Raw genomic sequence first — 14,117 nt, 5'->3', positions numbered from 1 at the left:
CCCGGGAACGAATTAAATGTTTGCGGGTCTGTCTTGCTGCCATGAAGTGTTAGTAAAACCGTTTTTGGGGAAACCATTCAGCATGAGTTTGATGACCAAGCTAGGCCTGCGGACACTTGTAGCGTCGTGCCTGATCGCCGTTGGGGGCGCCGCCAACGCACAACTCAACGTTCTCGTGACGGGCGTCGGGTCCACCCAGTTTCCAATCGCAACGGCGAATTTCGCCAATGAAGCGAACTCGCCGCAGCAGGTCAGCACAATCGTGCGTCAGGATCTGCAACGCAGCGGGAAATTCACGAATATCGACGCGGGCAGCACGCCGGTCGCGGAAACCGATTCCGTCGACCTCGGCAGCTGGAAGGCCAAGGGCGCCAACGCGTTCGTGTCGGGCAGCGTGAACCGCCTGCCGAACGGCCAGTACGAAGTGCGCTTCAAGCTGTACGACACCGTCAAGGGCGAAAGCCTCGGCGGCCTCGTGCTGGTGAGCCCGGAAAGCGGCTTGCGCATGAGCGCACACAAGGTCGCGGATTACATTTACGCGAAGCTGATGGGTGGCCGCGGCGTGTTCGCCACGCGCCTGTCGTACGTCATCAAGACCGGCGGCCGTTATCAATTGCAGATTTCCGATTCGGACGGCCAGGACGCGCACATCGCGCTGTCGAGCCCCGAGCCGATCATCTCGCCGGCATGGTCGCCTGACGGCACCAAGGTCGCTTACGTTTCGTTCGAAAAGAAGAAGCCGATCGTCTATATCCACGATCTGCCTACGGGCCGTCGCGTGGTCGTGTCGGACCAGAAGGGTAATAACAGTGCGCCGGCGTGGTCGCCGGATGGCCGCACGCTGGCCGTCGCGCTCTCGCGCACCGGCAACACCCAGATTTTCGCCGTCAATGCGGACGGCAGCGGCCTGCGGCGCCTGACGCAAGGCGGTTCGATCGACACTGAACCGTGCTTCTCTCCTGACGGCCAGTCGATCTATTTCACCAGCGACCGTGGCGGCCAACCGCAGATCTACAAGATGTCGGCCCAAGGCGAGAACGCCGGCGCCGCGCAACGCGTGACCTTCACGGGCAGCTACAACACCAGCCCGCGCGTGAGCCCGGACGGCAAGCAGCTCGCCTATATCTCGCGCGTCGGCGGCGGGTTCAAGCTCTATATCCAGGACCTGCAAGGCAATACGGCCACAGGCCTGACGGACACCACACATGACGAATCGCCGAGCTTCGCGGCGAACGGTCAGTACATTCTTTACGCCACAGAGGTGAACGGCCGTGGCGTGTTGGCCGCAGTATCGACCGACGGTCGCACTCGGCAGGTCCTGTCCGTTCAGGGTGGCAGCGTACGCGAGCCATCCTGGGGCCCGTTTATGCAGTAATGTTGATGCAATAACACAAGGAGAGTAACAAAATGATGTCAAAACTTCGTTTCGCATTTGCCGTATTGATGGTCGGTGCGCTGGCCGCATGTCACTCGGGCGTCAAGCTCGACGAAAACGCTAACAAGGGTGGTGCAGTTTCGACGCAACCGAATCCGACCGATGTCGCTCAGGTCAACGTCGATCCGCTGAACGACCCGAACAGCCCGCTCGCCAAGCGCAGCATCTACTTCGACTTCGACAGCTACTCGGTCAAGGACGACTATCAATCGCTGCTGCAACAACATGCGCAATACCTGAAGAGCCATCCGCAGCGTCACGTCCTGATCCAGGGCAACACCGACGAACGCGGCACCAGCGAGTACAACCTGGCACTCGGCCAGAAGCGTGCTGAAGCTGTGCGCCGCTCGCTGTCGCTGATGGGCGTGACGGACTCGCAAATGGAAGCCGTGAGCCTGGGCAAGGAAAAGCCGCAAGCGACCGGTCATGACGAATCGTCGTGGGCACAAAACCGCCGCGCCGACCTCGTGTACCAACAGTAAGTAACGGGTGATGAGCCGAATGACGCATCGTTTCTCCTGGCTGCGGTTTGCCGCAGCGGCCTGCGTCGCGGGCACGGCCTTCGCGGCTGTGCCCGCGCATGCGGGCATGTTCGACGACGATCAGGCCCGTCAGGCCATTCTCGATCTGCGTTCGAAGACCGATAGCCTGTCGAGCCAACTGTCGGCCGCGCAGCGCACGATCCTCGATCAGTCCAACCGTCTCGATCAGCTGAATCAGCAGGTCGCGACGTTGCGTGGGCAGAACGAAGATATGGGCAACCAACTCACCACGCTGCAAAAACAGCAGAAGGACTACTACACCGATCTGGACACGCGGCTGAAGAAATTCGAGCCACAGCAACAGACGGTGGACGGGGTCCCGGGCGAGGTGCAGCCGGGTGAAACGGATTCGTTCAATGCGGCTTCACAGCAGTTCCGCAACGGCGACTTCAAGAATGCGGCGGCGTCGTTCCGCAGCTTCATCTCCAAGTATCCGAACAGCCCTTACCAGCCGACCGCGCAGTACTGGCTCGGCAACGCGTTGTATGCACTGCGTGACTACAAGGGCTCGACGGCGACGTGGCAAGGTGTGGTGAAGAACTACCCGCAACATCCGCGCGCACCGGAAGCGCTGCTCGCGATTGCGAACAATCAGCTAGAGCAAGGCCAGAAGGCTGCGGCTAAAAAGACGCTGGAGCAGATCGTCGCGCAGTACAGCGGCTCGGACGTCGCGCAGTCGGCTCAGAGCAAGCTGTCGCAGATCAAGTAGTCGTATACGGTTTAGCAGTTGCCGTAACGCGCAGTGGCTGCGCAGCTTCCAAATCAACGGCCGCGCGCGCCTCTCGCTGAAAAGCCCGGGTAGTGTGAACTCGGGCTTTTTCACTATTCGAAGTGCGGACAACTCGACGAACCGCCATGGGTTGACAGCCCATAGAGCCTATCGCTATAATTTCGCTTCTCTTTTGGGTCGTTAGCTCAGCTGGTAGAGCAGCGGACTTTTAATCCGTTGGTCACAGGTTCGAATCCCGTACGGCCTACCAAAAGATTCAAGGGGTTAGCGCAAGCTAACCCCTTTTTCTTTGCTCCGCAATTCTTAAGATTGTTGGGTGTTTCAAGCCGCCAGACCTGTCCCACCCGTCGCCTTTAAGGCAGCTTCAAAGCAAGAAGCACCGCAACTAGCAGGTGGACTTGCGTACTGGGATTTCTCTCGCCCGTCGCTTCAGCGTCGGCCAATGCAGTCGCCGCGTGCTCTAATGCCCCTTCCTGCTTGCTTCGCAACATCGCATACAAGTCCTCCGCGCTCTTGTTGTATTTGCGGTCGTGGTTCCGTCGTATCTCGGCCCCTACCGCATCACAACTCGATCTGCCGCGCGTAGGGTAGTACGGACTACGGCTGTACTGGTGATGAAGCAAGACCCAATATTCAAAGCACGGCCACGAAACCACCAGCTCGATCGGTGTGCCCTTGTTTTGCAAATCCTCTACGAGAGCGACAGCAGGTTTAAAGTTTGTGTGGCCATCCCGGTCAATGACACAAAACACCTTGTCAAAGCGGTCAATTTGCTCCTCCTCGAACAGTTGAAGCGCGTACTGAACCACCGACATGGGATCGGAGCCACACTCCTCCCCACAAACCTTGACGTGAGCCGTCGGCAATCGCTCAATGTTTCGAAGACCGTTGAAGTAATTCGGCTCAGTAGCCGCTCCTTCACAAACGATTAGATAACGCGGCTTTTGAGGTATTTCGCGCTTCTGCCGAGCGAGGGAAGATGCTCGCTGAGCCTTCCGCTTATGGAACAGATTGTCACTGCCCATGGAGTTCCAGATCCTTCAAAAATGGGATCGCGCCATATCGGCCAGTGAGGTAGCCTTTTTCGACCGCTTCCTGCTCCCTGACGCTGAAATCGCCCAAGGAATACAACTTGGTCGCTTTTGAGGGTCCCTTATCTACAAACCAGATTTGGTCACGTCGCAAAATGCGCTGGCTCAAGATACTCGTATCATGAGTCGTAAAAATGAGCTGCGCCTTCGTGCCAACACGATTAAGAGACCGTACCAACTGATGGACTATCAGCGGATGCAGACTGGTGTCGAGTTCGTCTACGAACAAGACCCTACTGTTATCGAGCACGTCCATCCACGGCCCCGCAAATGCATATAGGCCGCGCGTACCGTCCGATTCCAACTCTTCGGCCAACCCAACGAGTTCACCTGACTCTGGGTCCCTGTGCAGGTATGTAACGTCGTGAAAGGTACGATCTTTCATGTTTTTCACGATGTCGTCACGTACCGACGCCGGCAAGTCACTTGGCAGACTATCGGGACTAAAGCTGTGCGGAGACACAGTTAGGTCTTCAACGCCCAAATCGGCCAGATTCAAAAACGATACAACTCGCTTCCGCTTCTCAGGGTCTTGGACACAGATACGACTTGTATAGCCTGACGTAGCGAACAGTTCCGTTCTTCCCAGCGTTGCAACCCGTTTTTGAAACCAATTGAACACCGGCTTCAACTGCTCGTTGTTCAGCAATATTGAGGTTGACAGAAAGAGAGCGTTATCGCGGGTCTGTGCTTTCCAATCCGCTCGCTTGCGGCCGCCCATAAATGAAGGACTGAATTTGTAGGCGTAAGCACCGGTCGAACTGTCAAACACACGGTGATACCACTTCTGCATATGGCCGTTTGGATAGGCAAACAGCCATTCCTCTACGACCCTCTCCTTCGTGGCAGCAAACCCAAACTGATAGCGTACGCCGTCCTCAATTACGGCGATCTCAAACTCGCTTGGCATATCACGCGTGGACGCAGCCAACCTGAACGGCTCCACACCCACTTCATCGTTAGCTTGCGCGTCCTTCGCCGAGTCCATCACGAAATTTTCGACGAAGTTCATTGCTTGAATCAACGTCGTTTTGCCAGCGGCGTTCGGACCGTATATGACAGCGGTGCGCAACAATCGGGGAAAATCATCCCCCAAACCTGCATCGAAGGTGTTTGTCTCCTCTAAATCTTTGAAATACCGCGATGCGGTCATGCTAAGCGTCTGACGCTCCCGAATCGAACCGAAGTTCTCGACGCTAAATTGGATAAGCACCATTCCCCCCTAAAAACAACATTCTTTGCCGATTCTCGCGATTTTTGTGCAGATGCGCAACGAAAAAACTATCTTTTTATCGTCTCAGCGTCGTCGTGTCTCTTCAACAAAAGGGGACAAATGACACGTCGCTACTTCGTCGGATCAACCCTATCCCCCTTGCGCTATCTAACGTAGTGCTCCGTCATCTTCAGAGATTTATGCCCCAATTGGAGCTGCGCCGCGCGAATGTCTCCCGACGCTTCAGTCTTGTCAGTTCCAGCCTTAGCCCGCAAATCACGGAACTGGAATCGGTCCTTCTCGACCCTCGCGGCAAGACGAGCGCGATCGAAGCGAAAACGAAGTGCATCACCGCCTGCATGTGTTCGCCGTTCTGATGCGAATACCGTTCGACCATCGATTGTGTTTTGTGCCCGCCGATGCGCTTGACGGTAGGCAGGTCCCCCGGCCTGTACCAAATGCGTTATCGCCGTGTGGCGCATCGTGTGCCAAACCACTAGCGTAGAGTCAAGACCTTCGACAACGCACCGACGCTGCTCGATCACCTCATGAAGAGTGTCGTTTGCAACTGCCGCGCTGCCTCGCAAACGTTTTCCATAGAACAACTTCCCGCGTCGAGAATCGACCGCCCGGCTTTCTCCAAGGATCCCTCCGAGTAATGCCGACGGCTCTTGTCGCTCGCTCCCACGCGGGGCACCTGCGATATCGTGCCGAGTCCTGACCACCTGTTGCAATAGATCCCATGACGGTCAGGTCAGGACGAGTACTGCTAATCAGTGTGTAGCCAGTTCCGCGGGTACTCAGCGTCGCCCCTCATTTCCGTTGCACCGGCGTCAAGGTTTTCTGCTTGGGACGACTCCTTTACTAGCGGTGTCGACCATGCACACCAGTCTTCGAAAAGACGACGCCAAATTTTTTCGAAATAGTTTTTCGCCAAAGGCGATTTGCCAGTTACATTTCGACACACCTTTAGTTACATTCAGCCACACCTTGATCCACACACACCCTCTTTACATCTTCCCGTAAAGGACCGCCCGCATGAGCCTCGGCGCGAACCCAACTCAAGTCCATTCGCCGCTCAAACCCGGCATTGCCCATAGTCACTTCGATGTGCAAACGGAACCGCCTCAGGGGCGGCTGCTAGCCTGGCGGGATCGGGTCGGCCATGTGATCGATGTACTGCCCTCACTATCGGAGCTCGACAAGCCGTTCCAGGCTTCGATTGATCGCTATCAGGTTGGCCAACTGGTGTTCACCGATTGCCGGTCCGACACGATGGTGCTCGAACGCTCCCAGGCCCGGATTTCGACTGACAAGGTGCGCGACGTCGCCTTTCACGTGTTTCTGGAGGGCGGCGTCGAGAACATCACGCTGCGCGCCACGCCCCGCAAAAGCGCGCCTGCGGCGGCAACCATGCTTGCGCTCGATTTGAACCAACCAATCAGGATGCAGCGCAACGCATGCAGGGTGCTCACGCTTTTCGTGCCGGGCGAGATGGTGCAGGCAGAATTTCCTGATGCGGAGGCCATCCACGGCCGCACGATCCACGGGACGACACCGCTCACGCGGTTAATCGTCAACCATTTGACCGCGCTCAGTCAGAACATCACGCAAATGAGCCCCGACGCAGCGGACGAAGCCATCCGCTCGGGCGCGCAGATGCTGATCGCACTGTTTGGCAAACAGGCGCTCCTGAGCGGGAATGCGCGCGCAGCCGGCCGCGCGGCCATGTTCGGTCAAGCGAGGCGCTATATACAGGCCAACCGGCGCAACGCGGCACTTTCTCCCGAAAGCGTGGTGAACGCGTTGAGGCTTCCGCGCCTGACCCTGTATCGCCTGTTTCAGCATGAGGGCGGTGTGGGCACCTACATCCGCCACCTCAGGCTACGTCATGCAGCCGATGACCTGGCCCGCGAGCCACACACGGCGGTGGCAAGCATTGCCTACGAACTCGGCTTTAAAAGCCCCACCGATTTCACGCGCGCCTTCCGCCGGGCCTATGGGATGACGCCGCTGGATTTCCGCAGGCTCACCGCGCAAGACGGGCGAGGCGCGGTCAAGCCGTTTCACCGGACGTAAAGTCGGACCGGTTCGAGCTAACACCGCGATGGGCGTGTCGCTGCGCCCGCTTGACGTGGACTAGCGCTCGCCCATCGATTCGGTCACGGTCTTGGTGATCGGCTTGGTCAGGTATTTCAGCACGGTGTTCGAGCCGGTCTTGATTTCCACGGTGGCCGTCATACCCGGCTGCACGTCGATCCGATGCCCGCCCGCGCGCACAAAATCATTCTCGTTTGTCTTCACCTGCACGCGATAGGAGGGCTGCTCATTGGCGGGATGAGTGTCGTCGTTGAGCGTATCCGCGCTGATGTACGTTACGGTGCCCGACAGCGTGCCGTAAATCGTGTAGTCGTAGGCATCCAGCTTGATCTTCGCCGGCAGCCCCGGCTTGATGAAGGCGATGTCCTTCGGCTTGACCTTAGCCTCGATGATTAACTGGTCGTCGACCGGCACGATCTGCATGATTTCATCGCCCGCGCGCGCCACGCCACCGGGCGTGGTGATGCGGACGTTGCGCACAATGCCGTCGACCGGCGAAACGATCACCGTATGGTCGAGCTGGTCCTTGCGCTGCGCGACGACCTGGTCAACGCCCGCGAGATCCTCGAGCGCCTTGGACAGATCGGTCTGCGAATCCTGCAGGTACTTGTTGCGCCGGTTGGTAATCTGCCCCTGAAGGTCGGCCACCTGCCGCTCGAGCTTGAGCACGTCGGCCTTGCTGACATCGCCCGAAGCCAGCAGCGGAAGGTTGATGTTGAGTTCGTCCTGCACGTATTGCAGCGACTTGCGCATCGCCGCTACCTCGTCGTCGACCGCCGCTTGCCGTTTGCGGAACAGCAGCTCCTCGTTCGAGCGGATCTCAGGATAGGCGTCGAGTGACTTGGGAAACTGCGGCGTGCCGCCGTAAACTTCCGCGTGCAGACGCGCCACCTCCGCCTCGAGCGACATCGCCTTGCTCTGCGATTCGAGATAGGCTGCCTCGGTGCGAGTGCGCTCGAAGCGCACCAGCGGCTCCCCGCGCTTGACGTTCGCGCCTTCCTTGACCAGAACGGCGTCGATGGTCATCAGCTCCTGGGACTGGATGATCTGGTCACGCGAACTGGCGATCACCTGCCCTTGTGCTCGCGTGATCTGATCGAGCGAAGCCCAGCTCGCCCACGCGACGAAACCGACAATCGCCAGCCCGCAGCATGCGGTCAGCGCCCACCGTGCACGCGGAATTTCTTGTGTAATGTCCGACATAAAGCGAATCAAACCTCAGAGGTAGAAGCAGCCGGCGACGTGCCGAACAGTTTGTCGATGACCTGATCGCGCGGGCCGTCCATCACAATGCGCCCTTCGCGCATCACCAGCAGCCGCCGGGTAACCGGCAGCAGCGCGGTCTTGTGGGTGGCGACCAGCACGGTTGTGCCGCGGGCGGCGATCGCGTCGATCACGGCGACGATACGTTTTTCGGTGACCGCGTCCATCGACGCGGTCGGCTCGTCGAGCACCAGCACTTTGGGCCGGGTCAGCAACAGCCGCGTGAGCCCGATCAACTGCCGCTGTCCGCCGGAAATGCCGCGCCCGCCTTCGGTGATCGGCAGTGCGAGTCCCTTCGGATGCCGGGTAATCAGGTCCATCAGTCCGGTCAGCCTGGCGACTTCGAGCAGACGTTCGTCGCCGGGATCGGGCAGGCCCTGGACCAGGTTGCCGCGCAAGGTGCCGCTGATCAGGCGGATCTCCTGCGGCAGATAGGCGATCTTTTCATGCAGGACCTCAGGCAGAATCAGCGCCATGTCGATGCCATTGATCGAGATCCGGCCAGCGGCGGGCCGGAACAGGCCCGACATCAGTTTCAGCAGCGTACTTTTGCCTGAGCCGATCGTGCCGATGATGCCGATCCGCTCGCCGGTCTTGATGTCGAGCTGCGCGATGTCGACGGCCGCGTCGCCGCCGTGGCCATAACCGAACTTGACACCGTCGATGCGCATCGCGCCGTCGACGATTTCCGGGACCAGCGCATGGCCGCGCTCGTCGTTGTCGTTCGGCAGGGAGATCAGCTTGTCGAGACCGTTCGCCGCGGCGCGCGCATTGGACCACTGCACCAGCGTCGAAGGCAATTGCGCGATCGGCGACATGGCCCGCCCGCTGATAATGGTGCAGGCAATCAGCGCGCCCATGGTCAACTTGTTATCGGCGACCAGATACGCGCCGAACGCAACCAGCCCGACATAGCCGAGCTGCTGCAGCGACACGGTCATGTGCTGCGACAGCGAGGAATAGTTCTTCACCTTGTAGTCAGACGCGCCGGCATCGTCGACGAGTCCCGACCAGCGGCGCTGCAGCGACCAGTCGGCGCCGTTGGCCTTGAACGATTCCGCACCGTCGATCGACTCCACCAGCAAGCCGGCCTTGCGGTGGCTCTGCCCCTGGTTCTGCCGCGAATGGTGGGCGATCTGTTTCTGGAACATCAAACCCGCGCCGAGCGAGATCGGGAACATCAGCAGCGGCACCACCACGAGCCGGCCGCCGATCATCGCGATGACCAGGATGAACAGCAGTGCGAACGGGATATCGACCAGCACGAACAGCGAAGTCGAGCTCAGGATCGCGCGCACCGACTCGAAGCCCTTGACCTGTGAGGCAAGCGAGCCGATCGACGAAGGCCGGTGCTCAAGCCGTATGTTGATCAGGCGGTTGTAAAACCATACCGACAGGCTCTCGTCGATGCGCTTGGCGGTACGCTCGATCGACAGGCCGCGCACATGTTTGAGCAGCAACTCGAGCAGGATCGCCGCGCTGACGCCGACCGACAGCACCACGAGCGTGGCGAAGCCGCGGTTCGGGATCACGCGGTCATACACCTGCATGCTGAAGAGCGAGGTCGTGATCGCGAGGATATTGGTCAGCACCGTCGCCAGAATCGCTTCGATGTAGTGCGACTTGTTGCGCCACAACGCGTCCAGCACGAGACGGCTGGCGCTCGTCCGGCCGCCGGCGGGGTCGGAAGGGTCGGACGCGCCGAACGCCTCGTCGCGCTCGACGGGCAGGCCGATGCAGATGGCGCCCTCGATGCCCTCAAGCCGCGCAACATGGCCGTCCGCCGCCCGGGCGGTCCAGCTGCCGTCGGCGTTGCGGGCCAGCACGACCCACCATTCTCCCGACGCGGCGCGCGCGAGAAACGGACCTTGCCCGGCGCCCGGCGCGGCGAGTTCGTAGACCTCGCCGGTGAGACTGCCCGCCTGCCAGGCCGCCCTGACCCGCTCGAGCACCGGCGCGTCGGCGCCCACGTCGAGCACAGCCTGGACATCTTGCAGCAGCGCTTGCGGGATGGTTTGGCCAACTGCCTTGGCAGCCAGCGTGATTGCGGAGAGGAGCGGGTTCATGGGGTCGAATAGTTTTGAGCGGAGGGGACGTTGCTGGCTTCGTCGAGGAACTGCGTGTCGCCGGTCCTGACTTCGAGCCGCAACGCCGCGGCGGTCATCTGCGCCTTGGCGTCCGCCGTCGTCATCTCGGACTGGGACGCTTCCCGCACGGTATTCATTACGTCGAGCCACGACTTCTTGCCGATCGTGTACTGGCGCACGTACGACTCGTACACCGCCTTAGAGCTGGCGGTGGACAGGGACGCGCTCTGGAAGCGCTCGCGGGCGCCCATATACTCGTCCCAGTCGGTCGACACCTCCAGGCGCAGGTCGCGCAGCGCGGCGGTGCGTGCTTCGATTGCGGCGTTCTTTGCGGCGACCGCCGCGCCGACGCCTGCTGCGGCCGACAGGCCCGCGCCCGGTTCCGCCTGGATGAGCAGCATGACGCGGCTGCCACGCGTCGTGTTTTGCGGCGTGATCAGATCCTGCCCGTAGAATTTGTCGAAGCGCACCGAAACCTGCGGCAGGTAGGCCGCCTTTTTCACGGTGATATCGGCTTCGGCGGCCTTTTCCTGATAATCGTACCGCCTGAGGGTGGGCGACACGCCGGTGGCCTGGTCGACCGCGGTATCGACGGAATCGGGCATCGGCTGGTTGATGCTGTAGTCATCGACGGCCGGCACGCGCTGCCCGACGAGCTGCGAGAGCTGCGAGAGCGCCGTGGCAAGCGCCTGCTTTGCCGCCGACAAATCGTTGTCCGCCTGATACAGACGGGACTGCGCCAGATCCCGGTCCACTCTGGCGCTCGCCTGGGCGTCTACGCGCCGGCTGATCATGTCGAACAGTTGCTGATGCTGCTCCACTTCCTTTTCGGCGATCGTCTTGCGCGCCTGCTGCCGCATTGCCTCGACGTAAGCCGTCGCCACGCGCAGCAGGATATCCTCGCGCGCCTCGTCGACGCTCGCCGAGGCCGCGTCCTTTTGCGCCTCGGCGGACGCGATGCCCCCCGTGATGCGGCCGCCTGCCCAGATCGGCTGCGTCAGGCTGACGTCGGTAAAGCGTGGGTTGCCGTCGTTGGCCTTGCCGCCTTCGACGGCCAGGGTCGGAAAGCGTTGCCACGACGCGGCCTTCACATTCGATTCCGCAGCGTTGAGCGAATATTGCTTGCCGACAATTTCCGGATGCGTTGCCAGCGCCTGCCGCGCCATCTGGCCTAGCGACCAGTCGGCGGCCGAGGCCCCGAGGCTCGCCGTAACAAGCGCGGTGGCTACCGCGCCTGCCATGTAATTCTTCAAGAACATTTTGTACGCCAACTTCTGGTTTTCTTACGGCCGTTCGACCCCCGTGATCTGTCGAACGTTTTTCTAGCTCGATCGAGAAACGGCCCCATCGGACATCGATGGGGCCATTCGGTATTAGTCAGGTTTTACCGGCGCTGCTTTGACACGACTTGTCGAAGCGCACCGAAACCTGCGGCAGATAGACCGCCTTCTTCACTGTGATATCGGCTTGCGCGGCCTTTTCTTGATAGTCGTAGCGCCTGAGCGTCGGCGACACGCCGGTGGCCATGTCCACCGCGGTATCGATGGAATCGGGCATTGGCTGATTGATGCTGTATTCGTCGACGGCCGGCACGCGCTCCCCGACGAGCTGGGAGAGCTGCGAGAGCTGGGAGAGCTCGAGAAACGGCCCCATCGGACTTCGATGGGGCCGTTCGGTGTTACTCAGGTTTTACTGGAGATGTTTCGATGCGCTCAGATCACCTTGAACGTGTGCTGGTCCGATTCCAGCGTTACGCTGGTCACGTTGGCCAGCACGATCGTATGCAGATGCGAGCTCGAGTCATCCCAGGTCAGCGTCTTCGCAGTGGTGTCGAAGAAGTACTGGCCTGCCTGGTTGACTTCCAGCGCGTTGCCCACCACTGACGTCAGGCTGCTGTTGCTGCCAACGTTCACCGCGTCGTTGTGCTGCAGGCCCGCGATGGTCATGGGCGAACTGCCCGACAGAAGGTCCTGACCGTTCAGGTTGAGGCTCATGGCCAACCCCGAATGGTCAAGCAACGTCAGGTTACTTCCGCTGTCCAGATTTTCCGTCAGAGTGCCCACGCCGACGAACGTATTGGTGAGCAGAGTGATGTGACTCATCTGCGTTTCGCTCAGCGTGATCGAGTTGCCGTTCAAGTCGAAGCCCTGGACGTGGCTGTCGAGCTGCGAATGGCTCAAGTCCTGGGTCGATGTGAATTGCTCCACGATCCAACCGCTGCCACCGACGCTGTTGTCCGTGATGCCATGACTCAGGCTCGACAGTTCCGTGTCGGTCAGCTTGGCTATCTGACCGTTCAGGTCGATCTCCCCAACGTGGCTGTTGAGGCCATTCGTCAGGACGGTCGTGCCGGTCAGTTGCTCGATCACGTAGCCGCCGCCGTGCGAATCGCTGATCGCCAGCGAATTCAGCTCGGACGCCGTCAACGTGGCCGCGTGGCCATTCAGGTCGATGCCGGTGATATGGCTGTCAGGCAGCGTCGTCAAGTTGGTGTCGCCGGTCAGCTGGTCGGTCACCGAACCGCCGCCGATCGAATCGCTCAACGTCACGTGCGTCAGCTCTGCGCCGGTCAGCTTCACCGCGTGGCCTGCCAGGTCGATCGCCGTGACGTGCGCGGCGAGGCCTGCGGTCAGGTCGACGTTGCCGGTCAACTGCTCCTTGATCGAGCCGGTACCGTTCGACGAGTCGGTCACCGTCAGCGCGGCCAGCGCGTTCGCGGTCAATGTGGCTTCGTAACCGTTGAGGTCGAGGCCGGTCACGAAGCCGTTCAGCGGACCGCTGACGTTCGCCGACAGCTGCTCGGTGATGCCGCCGCCGCCGATGCTGTCTGTGACGCCGCCGACCAGCTGGGCGAGCTCGAGGCTAGTGAGTCGCGCCACGTGGCCGTTCAGGTCGAGTGAGCTTACCGCCGCGTTGAGCGCAAAGCTGCCGCTCATCAGGTTGCGGTTGGCCGACAGAACTTCCGTCACGCTGCCGGTGCCGACCAGGTTCAACTGCGCCTGGCTGTCGGTCAGCTTGACGGCCTGACCGTTCAGGTTGATGGCGGTGACGCCTTGATCCAGTGTCACCGTCGTCAGGTTGGTGGACGCTGAAAGAACGACCGTGACGCCGCCGGTTGCGCCTGCGAGGGCCGCGCCGTACTGACCGGTGCTGAGATTGGTCACCGTATCGGAGATCGCGTAGCTCTTCGTGCCGCTCACGGCGAAACTGTTGATCGTCACAGCCTGCAGCACGGTCGCCGGGTCCGACACCGTCAGATTGTCCACGTGGCCGTTGATTACCGCCGCAGTGGCGGCGGCCACGTCCGTTGCCGTATCGGAGATGCTGTAGCTCGTGTTCGAATTCAGTGTGTGCAACGAAGTCGCCGTTGCGATCGACACGGTGTCGGTTGCTGTCACCGCGGTGGCGGCTCCCACTGCAGCCGAGTTCGCTGGCCGCAGGAGATTGGCCGACGTGTCGGACAGCGTAAAGCCGTTAGTGATGTGGACGCCCGCTTGCTGTAGCGTCGCGGCGGCGGCCAGGCTGACCGCAACCGAACTGGCGTCATTCGTCGAGATCGTACCCGCGCCAATCGAGGTGACCGCGATGTCGTTGTTCTGGATCGCCGTCAGCAGCGACGATTCCGAATCCGACAGGTTGTAGCCGTGCGTGATCAC

Annotated in this window: 12 protein-coding genes and 1 tRNA gene; 5 read left to right on the top strand and 8 right to left on the bottom strand. The window is 60.6% G+C overall.

Going from position 1 to position 14,117, the window contains the following annotated elements; translation table 11 throughout:
- Window positions 1-82 precede the first annotated feature (82 nt).
- The 4 genes from tolB to P3T22_RS10485 all read left to right on the top strand — a co-directional run bounded on the left by tolB (window position 83) and on the right by P3T22_RS10485 (window position 2,957).
- Window positions 83-1,375, top strand: coding sequence for a Tol-Pal system beta propeller repeat protein TolB (tolB, locus tag P3T22_RS10500; protein ID WP_063494851.1), 1,293 nt, complete (start codon window positions 83-85; stop codon window positions 1,373-1,375).
- A 32-nt stretch (window positions 1,376-1,407) separates the two neighbouring features.
- Complete coding sequence (pal, locus tag P3T22_RS10495; RefSeq protein WP_035552920.1) at window positions 1,408-1,917, top strand: peptidoglycan-associated lipoprotein Pal; 510 nt, start codon at window positions 1,408-1,410, stop codon at window positions 1,915-1,917.
- 19 nt (window positions 1,918-1,936) lie between these two features.
- On the top strand, window positions 1,937-2,686 hold the full coding sequence (ybgF, locus tag P3T22_RS10490; RefSeq protein WP_063494850.1) for a tol-pal system protein YbgF: 750 nt from the start codon (window positions 1,937-1,939) through the stop codon (window positions 2,684-2,686).
- A gap of 195 nt (window positions 2,687-2,881) precedes the next feature.
- Window positions 2,882-2,957 (top strand) — tRNA-Lys (locus P3T22_RS10485).
- Between the two features lie 103 nt (window positions 2,958-3,060).
- Here the strand turns inward: P3T22_RS10485 and P3T22_RS10480 are convergent.
- The 3 genes from P3T22_RS10480 to P3T22_RS10470 all read right to left on the bottom strand — a co-directional run bounded on the left by P3T22_RS10480 (window position 3,061) and on the right by P3T22_RS10470 (window position 5,493).
- A complete protein-coding gene (locus tag P3T22_RS10480; RefSeq protein WP_429324909.1) occupies window positions 3,061-3,732 on the bottom strand; it encodes an RloB family protein in 672 nt (223 codons plus the stop codon).
- A complete protein-coding gene (locus P3T22_RS10475) occupies window positions 3,722-5,014 on the bottom strand; it encodes an AAA family ATPase (RefSeq protein ID WP_429324908.1) in 1,293 nt (430 codons plus the stop codon). The genes P3T22_RS10480 and P3T22_RS10475 overlap by 11 nt, the downstream gene beginning before the upstream one ends.
- A 161-nt stretch (window positions 5,015-5,175) precedes the next feature.
- Window positions 5,176-5,493 (bottom strand): tyrosine-type recombinase/integrase, encoded by a 318-nt coding sequence (locus P3T22_RS10470; protein WP_429325097.1) that lies wholly within the window; start codon window positions 5,491-5,493, stop codon window positions 5,176-5,178.
- 556 nt (window positions 5,494-6,049) lie between these two features.
- Here P3T22_RS10470 and P3T22_RS10465 point away from each other — a divergent pair.
- The gene (locus P3T22_RS10465) at window positions 6,050-7,090 is read left to right on the top strand and encodes an AraC family transcriptional regulator (protein ID WP_429324907.1); all 1,041 of its coding nucleotides are present in this window, start codon (window positions 6,050-6,052) and stop codon (window positions 7,088-7,090) included.
- Window positions 7,091-7,150: 60 nt separating this feature from the next.
- Here P3T22_RS10465 and P3T22_RS10460 read toward each other — a convergent pair whose 3' ends face one another.
- From P3T22_RS10460 to P3T22_RS10440, 5 genes are all read right to left on the bottom strand, one after another.
- Window positions 7,151-8,314 (bottom strand): HlyD family type I secretion periplasmic adaptor subunit, encoded by a 1,164-nt coding sequence (locus P3T22_RS10460; RefSeq protein WP_082854917.1) that lies wholly within the window; start codon window positions 8,312-8,314, stop codon window positions 7,151-7,153.
- 8 nt (window positions 8,315-8,322) lie between these two features.
- The gene (locus tag P3T22_RS10455; protein WP_429324906.1) at window positions 8,323-10,440 is read right to left on the bottom strand and encodes an ATP-binding cassette domain-containing protein; all 2,118 of its coding nucleotides are present in this window, start codon (window positions 10,438-10,440) and stop codon (window positions 8,323-8,325) included.
- The gene (locus P3T22_RS10450; RefSeq protein WP_429324905.1) at window positions 10,437-11,720 is read right to left on the bottom strand and encodes a TolC family protein; all 1,284 of its coding nucleotides are present in this window, start codon (window positions 11,718-11,720) and stop codon (window positions 10,437-10,439) included. Before P3T22_RS10450 ends, P3T22_RS10455 begins: the two co-directional genes overlap by 4 nt.
- A gap of 118 nt (window positions 11,721-11,838) precedes the next feature.
- Complete coding sequence (locus tag P3T22_RS10445) at window positions 11,839-12,114, bottom strand: hypothetical protein (RefSeq protein ID WP_429324904.1); 276 nt, start codon at window positions 12,112-12,114, stop codon at window positions 11,839-11,841.
- A gap of 59 nt (window positions 12,115-12,173) precedes the next feature.
- Window positions 12,174-14,117 (bottom strand): hypothetical protein (locus P3T22_RS10440; RefSeq protein ID WP_429324903.1); only part of this gene is annotated, 1,944 nt, incomplete at its 5' end.

The organism is Paraburkholderia sp. GAS348, from assembly GCF_050434205.1.
Classification (GTDB): domain Bacteria; phylum Pseudomonadota; class Gammaproteobacteria; order Burkholderiales; family Burkholderiaceae; genus Paraburkholderia.
Note: the sequence above shows the minus strand (reverse complement) of the source record. Positions and strands in the feature narration are given on the sequence as shown.